The organism is Pannonibacter sp. Q-1, assembly GCF_054073275.1.
On the sequence record NZ_JBSXNB010000010.1, the window covers coordinates 39492 to 55495 of the forward strand.

Here is a 16004-nt window from a genome sequence, read left to right on the forward strand (position 1 = left end):
GGGCCTTCGGCATCCCGCTCAGAACGGGATGTCATCGTCGTCGATGAACTTGCCGTCGTCATTTTCGGTCTGCTTCGCCCGGCTCAGGAAATCGACCGTCTCGGCAATAATCTCGCAGCCGTAGCGGTCGTTGCCCTGCTGGTCGGTCCACTTCGTGTAGTGGATGCGGCCGCGAACCAGAACCTTCATGCCCTTCTCGCAATATTGCTGGATCGTCTTGCCGAGGCCATTGAAGGCGGTGATGCGGTGCCATTCGGTGTCCTGGACCCGGTAGCCGTTCTCGTCCCGGAGAACCCTGCCTTCCGAGTAGCGGGGGCGCGAGGTGGCCAGCGTGAAGTGGGTGATGCTGGTGCCGCCCTGGGTGGTGCGGGTTTCAGGGGCCTGACCGATATTGCCGGCGAGAATGACGATGTTCTGCATTTTCAAGTCTCCGTTGCTTCTCGGAGGGACCATCCCTCCGACGAGACCCGAAAAAGGACGTCTGGAGGCTCCCGCACTGACGCCAACGGCGGCAGCTTGACCCCCAAGGCCCGGAGTGGTGCGGGCAGGCGCGTTTGCGCGCCAACACGGTCCGGAGCGGCGGGGGTTGCTGGAGAAAGCGGAACGGACTTAGGGGATCAGTCAGTCGGAGGGATTGGTGCTTCTGAGAGCACAAACGGCGACGAGCAGCAGAACGCTGCGTCCTTGTCGGCATCATCGTTCCGGCGGGCTCCCAAAACCCCCACCGCCCCGAGCGCGTGCCTGCAAGGATCCCGTTCAGCCGCTACCTGTGCCGCCGTCCGGACAGGCAGGCCGGGAAAAGAGGAACACGGCTATCGGGCTCCAGCGAATGGTATCGCTCCCGCTTCGATGGCTGAAGGCGCGGTTCAGCAGCATTGCAAGAGAGGCAGATGAAGAGGCTCGCGGCGTGCTTCCATTTCATGAAGTGGCCCGCACAGGGCGTCGAGCGCGCGCGGCCTGCGTGATTCATGCCTGATGACGATTTCCCAAGCCGGATGAGGCGGGCCGGACACGCCGGCAAGCACAGCGATGCCATGACTGCTTCTTCTGTGCGCCGAAGGGCCGGCGGCGCAAGCCGCCGTTGTCAGATCACAAATGAAGTGGCGGGCGCAGAAGAAAACTGGAATGAGACGAGCAGCGCACCCCTCAATCGCAAACCGTCACGGTCGCGAGAGGGTGTAAAGCGGACGGAGGGGCAAAACGACAATGGCTGCCCGTTCACCTAACTTTCTGCCGCATTATTTATCTCGATACCGATCTCCATAAATGGAATTTCGAGCAGACTGTCAAAATCGGCAGGCTCGGTGAGATATCGGAAGCCCCACGGGCTTAAGAGGAGCAGATTCTTTTGAGCCGGTTGCTCGAAACGATCGTCCCATAAACCGTCACGCTCGATTTGTTCCAAGAGTTGGGCCATTCGATCCTCGGGTAAGACGATCTCGTTAGGCGCAAAGCCAGCGTCCCACATGTAATTAAGAAATTCCGTTGGCTGTCCGGCGGTTTGAGCCGAGAACGCCGCCAAAACTTTTCCGCCAAGCTGACCGTTGATCGCTTCCTGTCGCTGAAATTCCGGTGTTGTTATTGGAGCTGGCGCCGAACCTGATATCGAGAACGAGTGCCGTTCGGGATCGGCATGGATCGTCCAGGGCGCGGGGAAATTCGCACTAAAACGGCCGATGACTGTTCGTGCGGGATGAAAAGAGAGGATGGCTTCAGATATATACGCTTTATGGATGTCAAAGAAGCCAACGCCTTTTGTGAGAGCTACGTTTACCTCGTCATAAGTCAACCGAGACGCTTGGCCGCCATTACGACGCCTGAGACGCAAGCCGTCCTCCCAGATAACGTAGTCGGCATGGCAGATGCCATTACGAATGTCGTCCCTGAAAGCCTCTTCCAGCACCGATGCAAGACCTGGCATACCAATCGCATGCGCGGTTTTAGCAAGATCTCTGAATGTCGCATTCGCATTCGGTCCTATGACTCGGGTAGGCTGCTGCCGTACTCGAACAAGATCTTGGAAGGGCCAAAGGAGATAGGGCTTGAGCGTGATGATCCCCATCATATTCTTGAGCGTCTCGTAGACGCCCCCTGCCTCAGCGAGCTGACAATAGAGAAACAGCAGGACACGAATTTCGGCCTTCGACCGCGGGCGGCCGCGCGCGGTGTGGGTGGAGATTTCTTCGAACACTTCGTGCGCTGTGATTGTGGTAGCCCAGCCGGCGTCCTGCATTCCACGGAATTCTCCGCTGAGCGAAGCGGCAAAGTCGAGTTCGTTGATCTGCCGAGCGAACGCCAACAGATACGAAAGCTGCCGGGACAATTTTTGGAGGTAAATTTGCGCAGTCATGCATAAGTCTCGGCAGTTTCGTGCCTGCCGCCGGGATTTTTCAATTGGAAAGTCTCCTTCCGGTTGGTTCGAGCCATAGGCTGTTTAGCAAATTTACTTCGGCTGACTTTCGATGGCTAGCGATCTGCTCCGGTTCGCTTCGGCACTCTCAATGCCCAACAATCGTGAGCTCGCGGGACTACAGCGCTCCGATTCACCCCTGCATTTGACGGCTTTGATATTCTTCGCGGTAGAGGCGGATCGTGGCGACCGCATCAGCGCGAGAGGGTGAATATCCCGAGAGCGTTGAGATTGACCATGGCCGCGATGCCGATGAAGAACCCGCCAGTGCCGCAGAGGATGTTGAGCGCAACGGCCGAGCCGATGGCGTTCTTCGCGACCCCATGAACGAGCGCATAGCCGGCAATCGCGGCAGGCACGGCGAAGACAGCGAGCGCGATGAGACGCAGAACCGGGTTCTTCGCAAAGCCGAGGACGGCGATCACCAGCCCAATGGAAAGGAGCGCCGCGCCGATCGCGGCAAGCCCCGACATCAGGACGCCGGCTCCAGCGCCGTATAAATATTGAGCGGCCGACAGGCCGGCCATGAAAGGCAAGGCGTAGATCGCGAAATTATAGGCAATGATGTAAAGTGCGATCGACAGGGAGAGAGCGAGCAGGATCAGGGTCATGGAAGCCTCCACGTGAATGGTTGAGGATCACGACAGGCTGCCCGAAGATATGCTCCGCCTGCGACTATGCTGCTTCGCCGGTTCTGCAAGTATGCTTCATCAAAGCCATCAACCTGTTGCGCAGTCAAGTATTCGCGGCTGAAGCAGCCGCCCGAAGCGGCGCTTTTACGCGCCGCCGTCGAACTTCATGACCGGGATGCCGAGCTTGCGGGCCTTGTCGCCGAGGTTTTCCTGAATCCCGGTTCCGGGGAAGACGAGGACGCCGACCGGCAGGACGTCGAGCATGGCGTCGTTGCGCTTGAAGGGGGCGGCCTTGCCGTGCTTCGTCCAGTCGGGCTTGAAGGCGACCTGCGGCACCTTGCGATTGTCCGCCCATTTCGCGGCGATCAATTCGGCGCCCTTCGGCGAACCGCCGTGCAGCAGCACCATGTCCGGGTGTTTGGCATGGACCTGATCGAGCTTCGCCCAGATCAGGCGATGATCGTTGAAGTCGAGACCGCCGGTCAGGGCGACCCTGGGGCCGGAGGGCAGCATCACCTCGGTCTCGGCGCGGTGCTTAGCGGCGAGGAAATCCCGGCTGTCGATCATCGCGGCGGTCAGGTTGCGGTGGTTGACCATCGAGCCGGTGCGCGGCCGCCAGGCGGTGCCGGTGTGCTGCTCGAAGGCTTCGGCGGAGAGATCGCGGAAGAGTTCCATGCTGTTGCGCCGCTCGATCATGGTCTGACCCTCGGCCGTGAGGCGCTCCAGCTCGACCGACTTCACCTCGCTGCCGTCCTGTTCGCGCTGGAGGCGGCGCTGCGCCTGCTCGTTGTCGTCGAGCTCGCGCTCCACACGGCCGGCGGCGCGGTGGAAGAGATTGACGGTCGACCAGAGCAACTCGTCGAGGTCCGGTTCGATGCGGGTGTCGCCAAGCGTGGCGACGAGGGCGTCAAAGATGTCTGCGACCGCGGCGGCGACTTGATTGCCCTCCGGCAGCGGCCTCGGATCGGCTTCATCCTGAAACGGACGCCAGCCATAGAGCTGGAGTTCGTTGAGGACATGATCGGTGGGGGACGAGGTGTGGTCCGGCTCGAGCCTCGAGTTATCGTCTTCGTTCATCATCGGGAGCGTCCTTGTCTGGAGACCGCGCCCATCGCGGCCTTCGCAGGCGTCGAAAGCCACGGGCGGGACGGACTGGCACCCTCGCGCTCCCGCGAGGGCTTTGATGGCGGGGCTCGGGCTATTTTGTTTCGCGCTGCAAAGCGCCCGCAGGGCGCGGCGGAAAATAGCGCGAACGCGGCCATTGCCCGGCCGTCCCGCTTGTGGGCCGATCGCCCTCTCGGAAGGCCGTGGGCGCCGGACTCTTTCGACAACAAAGGATGTTCCCGATGATGAGCGGAGGCGACAGGTGGAGACGCCTGGGGACCGCGCCTCATCCCCCGCCGATCTCCTCACCCTTCCATGAACCGGCTGACGTCTTCGGGATGAAGCTGCTCCTTCAGGGCCGCCCGGAGGGCATCGATGCCGCGCCAGCACAGATCCTCGTTGAAGTCCCCGCGCACCGGCGACACCGCGATCGCCTCGATCCCGACGCTCGTTGCTCTGGCGATCAGGCTGTCTCTCGCGCCGTCCCCGGCCGGGTCGCGATCGCGGATGACATAGAGCCTGCGCAGCATCGCCGGGAACAGGATGGCGGAAAGGTGAGCGGCCGAGAGCGCCGCCAGCATCGGCATATGGGGCAGGACCAAGCGGGGCGACAGCACGGTCTCGATGCCTTCGCCGGCCGCGAGCACCTCACCGGCCACCCCGAAGCGGACGGCGTGCCCGAGAAGGTCGCCCATCGCCCGCCGCGGTGTCTCGACAGGCGCCTTGCCCGAACCGTCGGGGCTGAGCCAGGTGCGGTGCGCCCCCATCTGCCGTCCGGCGAGGTCGGTGACGGAAGCGACCATCGCCGGCCAGATCTCGGTGGGCGAATGCGCGTCGGGCCTGTAATAGCAGCGCAGGTGAAAGCGCAGGCTTCCGGTTCCGTGCAAAGCCGTAATGCCGCGATTACGCAAATACGTTTCTGCGAGCGTGCCACCGATCGGCCGCGACATGGCAAAGAGCCGCCGCGATGCTTCGGGGGAACCGACGGTGATGCCCGGCACCCTGCCGGTCGGCGTCCTCGTCTTTTCCGGCTCGGAATGCGGCAGAGACAGGAACCTGCGCGCCTCCTCGGCCACGTCCTTGAAGTCGACAAGGCCGAGCGCCTCGCGGATCACATCGAGGAGATCGCCATATTCGGCCGTTGCGGCATCGGTCCAATGCCCGGCGGCGCCGGGACCGGATTCCGGTCCGCTGAGCCGGACGAACATCGACCGGCCGGGCGTATTGCGAACGTCGCCCACCGTCCAGTAGCGGCCCTGGCGCCGCCCGTTGGACAGGTAATGGCGGCAAACCGCCTCGGCATTGCGGCCGAGACGGATTGCCAGTTCGGAGGCGTCGTGATGGGCCATCAGGCAGCCTCCCGCTCGCCGATCCGCTCGACCGGCCAGCGGTCGAGGAGCTTGCCGAGCACGGCCGGCCCGCTGGCGTCGACCGGAACGAACATGCGCAGCGTCCACGAGATGATTTCGTGGAAGAGGCCATAGGCGGTGAGGCGCTCGCGCATCGTGTCGGTGAAACCCGACAGCTCGATACGGTTGGCACCCATCACGCGGGTCCGGCGAAGCTGGAGACCCTCGGAAAGATCAAGGATCGTCCGGCCGCCCATCAGCGCCATAAAGGCGTCCTCCGGCGTGAGCGCGGCCGTGCCGGTCGTGGTCGCGATGGCGGCCCAGGCGGGCGAGACCTTGCGGCCAATGATCCGCTCGCCCGCGTCGGTCTGGAGCCGATAGACGCGGGTGGACTCGTTCGGCAGCCGCTTCCAGATGGGCAGGAGCAGACCCGTGACCATGTGCAATGTGGAGTCGGAGAACTCCGGCACCTCCGCGATCTCGGCCTCCCAGGCAGACGCGAAGGCTGTCCGGTCGGCCTCGACCCAATGGGTTTCGCCCATCAGCCTGACCGGAACGTTGTGCGCCCCCATCGGCCGGATCAGCCGGACGCGGCGCTCGATCTCGCCGTCGTCGAGCATCACGCTGCTCGCCTGGATCTGCACGGCGGCACGGCGAGACCGTTCGTTGACGAGAAGCTTCGCTTGGCGGTTGTCGAGTTCAGCGAGGGCGTCGGCGAGCGTCACCGGCCGGTTTCGCTTGCGCTCGGTGATGGTCAGCAGGCTGGTCTCCGCGCCGGTGCGCGGATGGGTGTAGATCGTCTGGCGATCGGTGACGACAAAGCTCTCGGCGCGCAGGGTCTCCAGCCCCGCATCATAGGTGCCCGAGGCGATGGCGCCTTCGATCCGGGCGGTCAGAAGCTGCTCGAATGCCGTGAAGAGGACGTTCTGAAGCTCGATGGTGAGCGCCAGCAGCCGATTGAGGAAGGTGGTGATCGGCGGCAACTCGTCCCTGATGCCGTTGGAATCCACCAGCTTCAGGCCGGTTGCGGTCTCGAAGCGCTTCAGCGAGCAACCCTCGACCTTGCCGCGAACCAGCAGGAGATAGAGCTGGCGCAGCGCGTCGCGGGCGTAGTGGCTTTCGAGATTGTCCTCGGGCCGGAACAGCCCCTGGCCGCCGGCCTGGCGCTGGCCGCGCGTGATCGCGCCCAGCGTATCGAGGCGGCGGGCGATGGTCGAGAGGAAGCGCTTCTCGGCTTTCACATTGGTCGAGATCGGGCGGAAGAGCGGCGGCTGCTTCTGGTTGGTCCGGTGGGTGCGGCCGAGGCCCTGAATGGCGGCGTCCGCCTTCCAGCCCGCCTCGAGCAGGTAGTGGACGCGCAGCCGTGTGTTCTTCGCCGACAGCTCGGCGTGATAGGAACGGCCGGTGCCGCCGGCATCCGAGAAGATGAGCGCACGCTTCTGGTCATCCATGAAGGCTTGCGTCTCGGCGAGGTTGGCGGCCCCGGCGCGCGTTTCGACGACAAGCCGATCGATGGTGACGCTGCCGCCCCGCTTGCGGACGATGCGGCGCGAGCGACCTGTGACTTCGGCCACGACATCGGTGCCGAAGTGCTGAATAATCTGGTCGAGTGCTCCGGGCACCGGCGGCAGGCTGGCGAGCTTTGCAATCAGCGCGTCGCGGCAGGCCACCGCTTCGCGGCTTTCGACCGGCTGTCCGTCGCGGAAGACCGGGCGCGACGACAGATTGCCCTCGCTGTCCGTGAAGGGCTCGTAGAGCTGCACCGGGAAGGAATGGGCGAGGTAGTCCAGGACGTATTCGCGCGGCGTGATGTCCATGCGGACGTCGTTCCATTCCTCGGTCGGCAGTTCAGCAAGCCGGCGCTCCATCAGCGCCTCACCAGTCGATACGATCTGGATCACGGCCGAATTGCCTTCCTCCAGGTCGCGGGTGATCGACCGGATCAGGGTCGGTGTCTTCATTGACGTCAGGAGATGGCCGAAGAAGCGCTGCTTGGCGCTCTCGAAGGCCGAGCGGGCGGCGGACTTCGCCTGCCTGTTCAGAGTGCCCGAACCGCCTTCGCCGCCGCCGGTGATGTTCGCGGCCTGCATGGCGGCGTCGAGATTGTTATGGATGATCGCGAAGGCATCCGCGTAGGAATCGTAGATGCGGATCTGCTCCGGCGTAAGCTCATGCTCGACCAGCTCGTATTCGACGCCGTCGAAGGAGAGCGAGCGGGCGGTGTACAGGCCGAGCGCGCGAAGGTCGCGGGCCAGAACCTCCATCGCCGCGACGCCGCCGGCCTCGATCGCCTCCACGAACTCGGCCCGCGTCGAAAACGGGAAGTCCTCGCCGCCCCAGAGGCCGAGACGATGCGCATAGGCGAGATTGTGGACGGTGGTGGCGCCGGTCGCGGAGACATAGACGACGCGGGCGTCGGCAAGCGCATGCTGGAGGCGAAGCCCGGCGCGGCCCTGCTGTGAGGCGGCGACATCGCCATGTTCTCCCTTGCCGCCGGCGGCGTTCTGCATGGCGTGCGCCTCGTCGAAAATGATCACTCCATCGAAGTCGGAGCCCAACCATTCGACGATCTGCTTGACGCGCGAAACCTTCTCGCCGCGGTCGTCGGAGCGCAGCGTAGCGTAGGTTAGAAACAGGATGCCCTCGTTCAGCGTGATCGGCCTGCCTTGCGGAAAGCGCGACAGCGGCGTCACCAGCAGGCGCTCCATGCCGAGCGCGGACCAGTCGCGCTGCGCGTCCTCCAGGAGCTTGTCCGACTTCGATATCCAGACCGCCTTGCGGCGCCCCTGGAGCCAGTTGTCGAGGATGATGGCCGCGGATTCCCGGCCCTTGCCGACGCCAGTGCCGTCGCCGATCATGAAACCCTGGCGGAAGCGGACGGCGCCTTTGGAGCCTTCGGGCGCGACGGTCAGCGTGTCCAGCGTGTCGTTTACCGTCCATACGCCGGCGAGGTGGTCGGAATGGGCCTCGCCGGCATAGATAACGGTTTCGAGCTGCGCATCGGACAGCAGGGCGAGGATGTTCTTCGGCAGGCGCGGCCGGTAGCTCGGCTTCGGCGGCGCGACGCTCGCCATGGCCGCCGACTGCACGAGTTGGGTCGGATGCGCCTGAGAACCGGAAATACGGATCGCCTGAAGTCCGTATTCCTCATAGATGGCCTCGGAAATGCGGCCGCCCTCGGCAGCCTGCCAGTCGACGGTCTCGTATTCGAGCGGAACGCCTTCCGGCTCGGCAGGCGGCGCAGCTGGAACGACCTTTGTCGCCCGGTTCAGGTAGCCGCGCACGGTGCGGCGCGCGACCTGGGTGGCGACGGGCACGGCCGCGGTCGGATCGACCGGCAGCCGGGCAGGCAGATGCTCGGTCAGCCAGCCGATCAGCGTGGCGACATCAGGCGCGACGCCGGGAGACGCGGGAAACGCAGTCGGATCGTCGGCGGGCAGCTTGTCGATGACGGTGAGCCGTGTGTCGACGGTCGTGCCGTGCTTTGCATAGACCGAGCCGTCGATGGCGGCGGAGAAGACGACGCGGCCGCGCTCCTGCAGCCGGGCGAAGGCTGCGCACCAGGCCGGAGCGTCGGGAGCGAAGTTTGCGCCCGTGATGGTCACCAGACGGCCGCCGGGCGCAAGACGTGCCAGCGCCGAGGCGACATGGCGGAACGCGGCGTCGGGCATGCGGCCCTCGACATTCGCCATAACCGAGAACGGTGGGTTCATGAGCACGACGGATGGGACGACGCTGGTGTCGAGGTGATCGTCGATCTGGGCCGCGTCGAAGCGCGTGACGGCAAGGGCCGGAAAGAGGAGAGAAAGGAGGCCGGCGCGGGTCTCGGCAAGCTCGTTGAGCGCGAGCGAGCCGCCAGCGATCTCGCCGAGGATGGCCAGAAGCCCGGTGCCGGCCGAAGGCTCCAGCACACGATCCGCCGGGGTGATGGCGGCGGCTGTTGCGGCGGCTAGACCGAGCGGGATCGGCGTGGAGAACTGCTGGAAGGTCTGCGCCTCCTCGGAACGGCGCGTGTGCGTCGGCAGGAGGCCGGCGATTTTCGACAGCTGGACAAGCCGTGCAGCCGGAGATGCGGCTTTACGGAAAAGCGCACGCCCATATTTGCGGAGAAACAGGACGGTCGCGGCCTCGCTGGCGTCATAGGCCGTCTTCCAGTCCCAGGCGCCGGCCGCGTCGGATGCACCGAAGGCCGACTCCATCGCGCTACGCAGAATGGCGGCATCAACACGCTGGCCGCGCTCAAGATGCGGAAGGAGGAACTGCGCCGCCGCGAAGATCGCGGAGGAAGTGTCGGTATCGGAGACGAGCGGAAGCGACGTGGCAGCGGGCGCCGACGCCGACGCGGAAATCATGTTCATGGGGAAGACCTCGGGAGAGCGGGACAGGATCGAGCCGCGCAGCGCTCTCTCTCAACCGCACCGGCTCACATCCGTCCCGGCCGCTCTTTCCCTCTCACGCATCGGCCTTGACACATCGCCGGCAGGACATGGCTCGAGGTGGGAAGATCAGCGGGAGGGGCGGGGATCGCGCGCGCCGGCGATGATCGCCTCGCCGCAAGCGATTGCCCACGACGCCCTGTCGATCCATTCATGCGACGATGTGCGATGCGCAAGGAGATCTGCGACCAGCATCTTCAGGAGGCCGAGCAGGATTTCGAAATGCACAGCCTTGCGCTGGACCGTCTCCCCGAAATGCGAGGGGACGGGAATTGGCGGGCCTGAATAGGCCGCATCGACTCCCTGCCAAATTCCGGTGACGTAGTTCTCTCCTGCCGAGTCGTGATCGAACTTGCCGGTCATCCACTCATCGTCCTCGACAGCCAGGCGACAGGCGGCCGCGGACGTATCGGCGGAGTAATTGCGGTGCCGGTAAACCGGGAGGTGATAGGTGACCTCGATCGTGTATTCGGGCATGGAATGGCTCCTGAAACGACAAAGCCCGGCGCGAGGGCCGGGCTGGGTTGACTGAATGTTGCGGCGGTCAGGGCGTGAGCGTTGGGTGGATGCGGTCGCTGTCGAACTCGACGTCGTCCACGATGGCCTCGCGACCATCAGGGGTCACGCGGTCGATGAAGGCGATGATGCCCTCGCGCCGCTCCTCGATGTCGATGTGTTCGGGGTGAGCCATCCACTCCATGGCGGCTTTCGCCAGAACCTTCGCCTTCTCGATTGCTTCGGCGTCCGAGCCGGCCTCGACGGTGAAACCGTCATATGCGCGCAGCCAGAAGCCGATCTTGACGATGTATTCGCTCATGGCCGGTATCTCACGCGGCCTGGAGCAGCGCGGCGCGGGCCGCCTGCCGCCAATAGGCATCGACCAGCCGGCCCTCGAGTGCGCTCGCGCGGAAGCGAAGGCTGCGAGCGGTGCTGTGATTGTCCCATCCGGCCTCGAAGGAAGCTTCGCCGCGCAACTTGCTCGCCTTTTCGACGACAAGCCGGGCCTCGCCGTCCGAGGCGACGGGTTCGCACCATCTGACGCCGCGTTGCCACGGCTCGCCTGCGAGAACCAGGCATTGCTCGTCATCGCGGACGATGAACAGACGGGGCAGGAAGCCGAGGGCGTCATCCTCGCCGGTGGCGATCTCGTCCTGTCGGGCCAATCGTTCGACGCAGGCGATGGCCTCGGCGAGCGAAGCGCATTGCGCCAGCTCGACCGTGTGCGGAACGGTATAGGAGCCGTAGATCGGATCGTCTTCCGGGTACTCGATTTCGGCGAGGCAATCGATCCGCAGCGGGAACTTCCGAGCGGCCGTGAGGGCGGCGATGGCCCGCGCAACCGGAGCGGGAGCGGATATATGGGTGAACGTGTCCATGTCGTTTTCTCCGCGACGGGCGACGGAAGCCTCTCTCCCGCCTCATCCCGTCACGGCAAACCAGCCGGCCTCTCACTTTCTCTTGTGCCCCGGCTCCGACCCCGGCGCCGCCGCGGGTGGTGGGGCTGATTCCGCCGCACGCAATCGCGGCCCGGATGCGCTGTGCGTACCGGGCCGGGCAAGTGAGGCGCATCCGCCTCACTGCCAAGGGTCGAGTTCCAGTTTCACCATGTCTTCGTCGCCATCGAACTCGTTGGCAACCATGGTCGAGTGGGTTCCATCCCCTGCCTCGAAGACGACAATCGGGACCATCAGCGTGGCAGCGAGGCTGGCGGCGAAGGCGATGGCATCTGCATAGGACATCTCGTTCCGGCTCCTGTCTTGGAGGCGGGGGACCATCCCCCGCGCGACAGGCGCCCGAAGTGTCTGACCGGATCTGCAATCACCCTCGCGCGTTCGGGCAAACCCCGAATCCGCGAGGGCGGCACGCTCGCGTAAGCCGACCCCTCCGGGGTTGATTGACGAAGAGACGGTTCGGACCAAGGTTCGCGAATGGAAGCGGGGGTGGTGCATTGCCTCTGGCTTGAAGCCGGCACCCCTCGCAGGTGCCACCGCCTTCGCCGTCAGCCTTTCCCCCATGCCGGTTTTATCAGATCGGTGTTGCAGGCGGCGGAAACCGTCCCGCGCCCGGAGAGAACGATGGCGTCCCAAGCAAACCGGAACTCTGCCCTGGCAGGAAGGCCCGCATGTCGCCGGCCCAATGCGGCTTCGGCTCCACAACGACGGTGACGCCACCACGGGTTTCCACTCACGGAAGCGAGCGCTCCGGGGGAGGATTGCGGCGGTCCTCGGCGAAGATCTCCTCCACCGTCATCATGCTGCGCCCCCGTCTTCGCTGTTCGGGATAAAGCCGGTTGGATCGTCAGGGTCAGGCGGCAGGTAGGCGTCATAGGGATCGCCGTCTGCAAGATGGCCGAACGGCGTCATGACGTAATCGCCGTCGTCCGCGCGCCCCACGGCGCACAGGACATAGCGCGGCTCGCGGGTGACGGCATCCAGGCACTCCATGAGTGCGAGATTGCCGTCGCCTGCCGCGCGCAGCAGGGTGTTGAAGTTGGTGCGGGCGTAGTCGGGAATGGCCATGGATTCCTCCTGAAACAAAAATGGCCCGCGGTCATTCGACGGCGGGCCTGGTGAACGGGATTGGGCGACGGTCAGGCGGCGGCGCGGCCCTCGACGACATCGGCGCCGACCTGATCGGCCGTGACATCTTCCAAGCGAGCACGGCTGTATCCGGTTTTCGCCAGCCAGAGTTCGGCAGCTTCACGGTTCTCCGCCAGATGCAGCAGTTCGACGTTATCGCCGACATCCTGTACGACGCGGACCTGACCGACCCTCGGGCGCTCGACGACCCGGAAGGTCAGGTCGCTGTCGATGCCATAGGTGCGCATGACGGTGACGAGGATGATGCCGCTCTGACCGAAATTGCCTTCATGCAGGGTGAAGCATGGCGGGGTTGTGTACGTCGGGCGCTCGCGCGCGGGCTCCTTGCGCACGAGACGGCCGACACCATTGCGACGTTCCCAGGCTGCCAGCTTCTTCGTGAAGCGGGCGGGTGGCTTGGGCTCTCCGTCGGCATAGGCGATCAGCGAGCCGAGCGGAGCTATGTCGAGGACAAGAGAAGCGGACATTGTTGGTCTCCTGACCGAAAAGCGGCCCGGCGGGATGCCGGGCCTTGCGGGTGGAAGGTGAGGAAAAAAAGGGGGCGACCGGAGCCGCCCCGCAGATGCGTGTCACTCGGCGGCGACGAGAACCGCCGGCTCGTCGGTGGCGTCACCCGCATCGTGCTCGTCATCGCCGGCGAGGAAGTCGGGCAGCGCCTCGTCCTCCTCGTCGTGCTCGGCCGAAAGCTCCGCCGGCTCTTCCGCGACCAGGCGCAGCGGCTCGGGGAGCCAGCCTGTGTCGGCCAGCAGGCGTTCGGCCTCCCTGGCCATGTCGCCCTTCTTGAGATGGTCGATTAGCTCGGCGGCGCGCTCGCCTGCCCCCTCGCGCACGGCTTCGAGGATGCGAGGCTTGGTGACGCGGCCGAGATAGTTCTCGACCGTCGGCTTCCAGCCGGCTTCCACCATGTCGAGGTCGACAGCGCGCGCGAGACGATCGGCCTCGGCGAGACGCTGCTGGATGCCGTGCACGGTGACGGTGCCGCCACCGTAGCGATCGGCCTTCTCGTAGAGGGCGTTGACCCCGAATGCAGCGCAATGCGCGAAGAGCGCCGCCTGCTCGGTGCCTTCGAGAGAGACGAGCCAATCCCAGAGGGCGGCCTCGTCGGTCGGCATGCGCGCCTCCCATGCCTTGTGGCGTTCCTCGATGGCCTGCGCCGCCGGGGTGTCCTTCAGGCCCGGCGCTTGCAGGGAGAAGCTGGTGTTGCGCACCGAGACTTCCATGGCCGGGCTGTAGGAGATGTAGCGGGAGAAGACGTCTCGGCAGAACTTGTGCAGCACGGCCAGGAACGCGACGGACGGGTTGTTCGCCAGCCTGTCGCGCAGTGCAAGCGTCCGCTCGGCCGTCAGCTCCGTCACCAGGCGTTCCGGCAGCGGCTTGATGACGTCGCCTTCGTCGTCATCCGTATCCGTCGGCTGGCTGCCGATGGTGATGACGGCGCGCCGCGCCGAAGGATCAACATCGGTATCGGCGCGGTCGATGTCGGCCTCGTCACCGGTCCCGGAGCCGTTGCCCTCGACGGCGGCTTCGGGCTCATCCTCGGGACGGACATAGCCGCGGTCGACGACGAGTTGGCCGTCGCGGTCGATGCTGAGGAAGACGCCGGCGCGGGCGATCTCGCCCGGATCGAAGCTGACGGGGCGGTTCTCGAAGACCTCGAGCGCGACCTCGATCTCCGCGAGACGCCGATCCACCTCTGCGGGCAGATCGTCGGCCTCCGCGTATTCCGATTCGAGATCGTCATACTCGTTGCGGAGTGCCTCGCGGGCCGCCCGTTCCTCTTCGGTGAGGTCCTGCGTCGTGCCGGTCAGCTTGCGCAGGCCGTTGGCGTGGCCGTAGGGAAGTTCGACCGAAGCGTCGATCCATTTCCAGCCCTGGCCGGCAATCTCGTCGGCCATCACCTTCAGCTTCTCGTCGACCAGGCGGTCGAGCAGGGAGACATCCTGCAGCCAGCCGTCATTGTCGTGGGAGAAGAGATCGCGCAGGATCGCGCCGCCCGCTGCCTCATAGGCTTCAAGGCCGATGAAACGGGCGCGCTTGTCGGACGCCGGGACGGTGGTTTCGGTCAACATGCGCCGGATCTGCCACGGCTCCTTCTGCCAGGACTTGCGGATGCTCTCCCAGACCTGTTCCTGACGGGCATGGTCGGGATTGACGGTGAAGGCCATCAGCATCTCCAGCGTCATGCCGTCCTCGGCATAGACGTCGAGCAGCACGGGAGAGACGGCGGCGAGGCGAAGCCGCTGCCTGACGACCTGAACCGTGGTAAAGAAGGCCGCCGCGATCTCCTCTTCGGTCATGCCCTTGTTGCGCATGTCGAGGAAGGCGCGGAACTGGTCGAGCGGATGCAGCGCCACGCGCTGGGTGTTCTCGGCCAGGCTGTCGTCCTCGGCGAGGATGCTCGTCGAGGGATCGCGAACGACGCAGGGCACCGGCGCGGTTTTGGCGAGACGCTTCTGCTTCACGAGGATCGCCAGGGCCTGATAGCGGCGGCCGCCGGCCGGCACCTCGAACATGCCGGTCTCGTTGCCGTCGGCATCGAGCACAGGGCGGACATTGAGGCTCTGGAGGAGCGTGCCGCGGCGGGCGATGTCCTCAGCCAGTTCCTCGACCGAAACGCCGGCCTTTACGCGCCGGACGTTCGACTGGCTGAGAACGAGCTTGTTGAAGGGGATGTCGCGCGAGGGCGACAGGATGAGTTTCTGAGCGGCAGTAGCCATCAGGGTAGTCTCCGCGACGGGCGCCGAGAGCCTCTCTCTCCGCTTTCAACCCGTCGCGAAAATCCCCTCCCTCCTCTAACTCTCCGGGCAGAGCGGCCGGCTTCCCTTGACTGGAAGCCGCCGCTCCGGGAAACCGCGCACAGATGAAGCCGAGCACCGTCAGGCCATCCGACAAGCAATCAGATTTCGCCGCGGGCGCGCAGGCTGGTCTCCCGGCCGGCGCCGACGATGATGTGGTCGTGCAGCGTCACGCCCAGAACCTTGCAGGCCTTCTGGATCTCCTTCGTCATCGTGAGGTCGGCGGCCGAGGGTTCGGGATCGCCGGCCGGATGATTGTGGACGATGATCAGCGCGGTCGAGTTGAGCGCCAGGCTCCGCCGCAGCACTTCCCGGGGATAGACCGGGACATGATCGACCGTGCCGACGGCGAGGCATTCGTCCGAGATGAGCCGGTTCTTCCGGTCGAGATAAAGGACATGGAAGCGCTCCACCTCCCCACAGATGGTGATGGCGCAATAGTCCAGAACCGCCTGCCAGGACGACAGGACCGGGTTCTGATTGAGGTGTCGCAGCAGGATCTGGCGGGCCTCATAGACGACCGCCTGCTCCTGGGCTGAGAACCGGAGAGACTGCGGCTCGATGATGAGTTTCCTGTGGTGTGATGTCATGTTCGGAATCCCCGACGGGCAGCCGGCCGGGTGCCGGGACTTTCACCGCGTCACGGCGAGAAGCGCCGCCCTCTGCCTCGGAGAGAGC

The 16004-nt window shown here is 65.1% G+C and carries 14 protein-coding genes; all 14 read right to left on the bottom strand.

The features are described 5' to 3' along the window. Nucleotides 1-18: 18 nt before the first annotated feature. Nucleotides 19-420 (bottom strand): single-stranded DNA-binding protein, encoded by a 402-nt coding sequence (locus tag ACVNHC_RS22240; RefSeq protein ID WP_457169566.1) that lies wholly within the window; start codon nucleotides 418-420, stop codon nucleotides 19-21. 802 nt (nucleotides 421-1222) lie between these two features. Continuing rightward, a complete protein-coding gene (locus ACVNHC_RS22245; RefSeq protein ID WP_457169568.1) occupies nucleotides 1223-2350 on the bottom strand; it encodes a hypothetical protein in 1128 nt (375 codons plus the stop codon). A 254-nt stretch (nucleotides 2351-2604) separates the two neighbouring features. Then, nucleotides 2605-3021, bottom strand: a complete 417-nt coding sequence (locus ACVNHC_RS22250; RefSeq protein ID WP_457169570.1) for a hypothetical protein — start codon at nucleotides 3019-3021, stop codon at nucleotides 2605-2607. 165 nt (nucleotides 3022-3186) lie between these two features. Then, nucleotides 3187-4122 carry a DUF2493 domain-containing protein gene (locus ACVNHC_RS22255; protein ID WP_457169572.1) on the bottom strand — a complete coding sequence of 312 codons (936 nt, stop codon included), beginning with the start codon at nucleotides 4120-4122 and terminating at the stop codon, nucleotides 3187-3189. Nucleotides 4123-4451: 329 nt separating this feature from the next. Next, entirely contained in the window at nucleotides 4452-5495 is a 1044-nt protein-coding gene (locus ACVNHC_RS22260) for a DUF7146 domain-containing protein (RefSeq protein ID WP_457169574.1), read from the bottom strand. Continuing rightward, nucleotides 5495-9853, bottom strand: coding sequence for a strawberry notch-like NTP hydrolase domain-containing protein (locus tag ACVNHC_RS22265; protein ID WP_457169576.1), 4359 nt, complete (start codon nucleotides 9851-9853; stop codon nucleotides 5495-5497). Before ACVNHC_RS22265 ends, ACVNHC_RS22260 begins: the two co-directional genes overlap by 1 nt. A gap of 147 nt (nucleotides 9854-10000) precedes the next feature. Further along, nucleotides 10001-10408 carry a hypothetical protein gene (locus tag ACVNHC_RS22270; protein WP_457169578.1) on the bottom strand — a complete coding sequence of 136 codons (408 nt, stop codon included), beginning with the start codon at nucleotides 10406-10408 and terminating at the stop codon, nucleotides 10001-10003. A 67-nt stretch (nucleotides 10409-10475) separates the two neighbouring features. Then, complete coding sequence (locus ACVNHC_RS22275) at nucleotides 10476-10748, bottom strand: hypothetical protein (RefSeq protein WP_457169580.1); 273 nt, start codon at nucleotides 10746-10748, stop codon at nucleotides 10476-10478. 10 nt (nucleotides 10749-10758) lie between these two features. Beyond that, nucleotides 10759-11307, bottom strand: coding sequence for a hypothetical protein (locus ACVNHC_RS22280; RefSeq protein WP_457169582.1), 549 nt, complete (start codon nucleotides 11305-11307; stop codon nucleotides 10759-10761). 198 nt (nucleotides 11308-11505) lie between these two features. Beyond that, the gene (locus ACVNHC_RS22285; protein WP_457169584.1) at nucleotides 11506-11670 is read right to left on the bottom strand and encodes a hypothetical protein; all 165 of its coding nucleotides are present in this window, start codon (nucleotides 11668-11670) and stop codon (nucleotides 11506-11508) included. Nucleotides 11671-12180: 510 nt separating this feature from the next. Next, nucleotides 12181-12450: a DUF6117 family protein gene (locus ACVNHC_RS22290; protein WP_457169586.1), complete on the bottom strand. Its 270-nt coding sequence runs from the start codon at nucleotides 12448-12450 to the stop codon at nucleotides 12181-12183. A 71-nt stretch (nucleotides 12451-12521) separates the two neighbouring features. Then, nucleotides 12522-12998 (bottom strand): hypothetical protein, encoded by a 477-nt coding sequence (locus ACVNHC_RS22295; protein WP_457169588.1) that lies wholly within the window; start codon nucleotides 12996-12998, stop codon nucleotides 12522-12524. A gap of 102 nt (nucleotides 12999-13100) precedes the next feature. Beyond that, a complete protein-coding gene (locus tag ACVNHC_RS22300; RefSeq protein ID WP_457169590.1) occupies nucleotides 13101-15248 on the bottom strand; it encodes a ParB/RepB/Spo0J family partition protein in 2148 nt (715 codons plus the stop codon). Between the two features lie 179 nt (nucleotides 15249-15427). Next, nucleotides 15428-15916, bottom strand: a complete 489-nt coding sequence (locus ACVNHC_RS22305; protein ID WP_457169592.1) for a JAB domain-containing protein — start codon at nucleotides 15914-15916, stop codon at nucleotides 15428-15430. Nucleotides 15917-16004 lie beyond the last annotated feature (88 nt).

Coding starts and splice junctions, on each gene's coding strand:
- ACVNHC_RS22240 (WP_457169566.1), bottom strand. CDS start 420: ATGCAGAACATCGTCATTCTCGCCGGCAATATCGGTCAGGCCCCTGAA.
- ACVNHC_RS22255 (WP_457169572.1), bottom strand. CDS start 4,122: ATGATGAACGAAGACGATAACTCGAGGCTCGAGCCGGACCACACCTCG.
- ACVNHC_RS22275 (WP_457169580.1), bottom strand. CDS start 10,748: ATGAGCGAATACATCGTCAAGATCGGCTTCTGGCTGCGCGCATATGAC.
- ACVNHC_RS22280 (WP_457169582.1), bottom strand. CDS start 11,307: ATGGACACGTTCACCCATATATCCGCTCCCGCTCCGGTTGCGCGGGCC.
- ACVNHC_RS22265 (WP_457169576.1), bottom strand. CDS start 9,853: ATGAACATGATTTCCGCGTCGGCGTCGGCGCCCGCTGCCACGTCGCTT.
- ACVNHC_RS22260 (WP_457169574.1), bottom strand. CDS start 5,495: ATGGCCCATCACGACGCCTCCGAACTGGCAATCCGTCTCGGCCGCAAT.
- ACVNHC_RS22250 (WP_457169570.1), bottom strand. CDS start 3,021: ATGACCCTGATCCTGCTCGCTCTCTCCCTGTCGATCGCACTTTACATC.
- ACVNHC_RS22305 (WP_457169592.1), bottom strand. CDS start 15,916: ATGACATCACACCACAGGAAACTCATCATCGAGCCGCAGTCTCTCCGG.
- ACVNHC_RS22300 (WP_457169590.1), bottom strand. CDS start 15,248: ATGGCTACTGCCGCTCAGAAACTCATCCTGTCGCCCTCGCGCGACATC.
- ACVNHC_RS22245 (WP_457169568.1), bottom strand. CDS start 2,350: ATGACTGCGCAAATTTACCTCCAAAAATTGTCCCGGCAGCTTTCGTAT.
- ACVNHC_RS22290 (WP_457169586.1), bottom strand. CDS start 12,450: ATGGCCATTCCCGACTACGCCCGCACCAACTTCAACACCCTGCTGCGC.
- ACVNHC_RS22295 (WP_457169588.1), bottom strand. CDS start 12,998: ATGTCCGCTTCTCTTGTCCTCGACATAGCTCCGCTCGGCTCGCTGATC.
- ACVNHC_RS22285 (WP_457169584.1), bottom strand. CDS start 11,670: ATGTCCTATGCAGATGCCATCGCCTTCGCCGCCAGCCTCGCTGCCACG.
- ACVNHC_RS22270 (WP_457169578.1), bottom strand. CDS start 10,408: ATGCCCGAATACACGATCGAGGTCACCTATCACCTCCCGGTTTACCGG.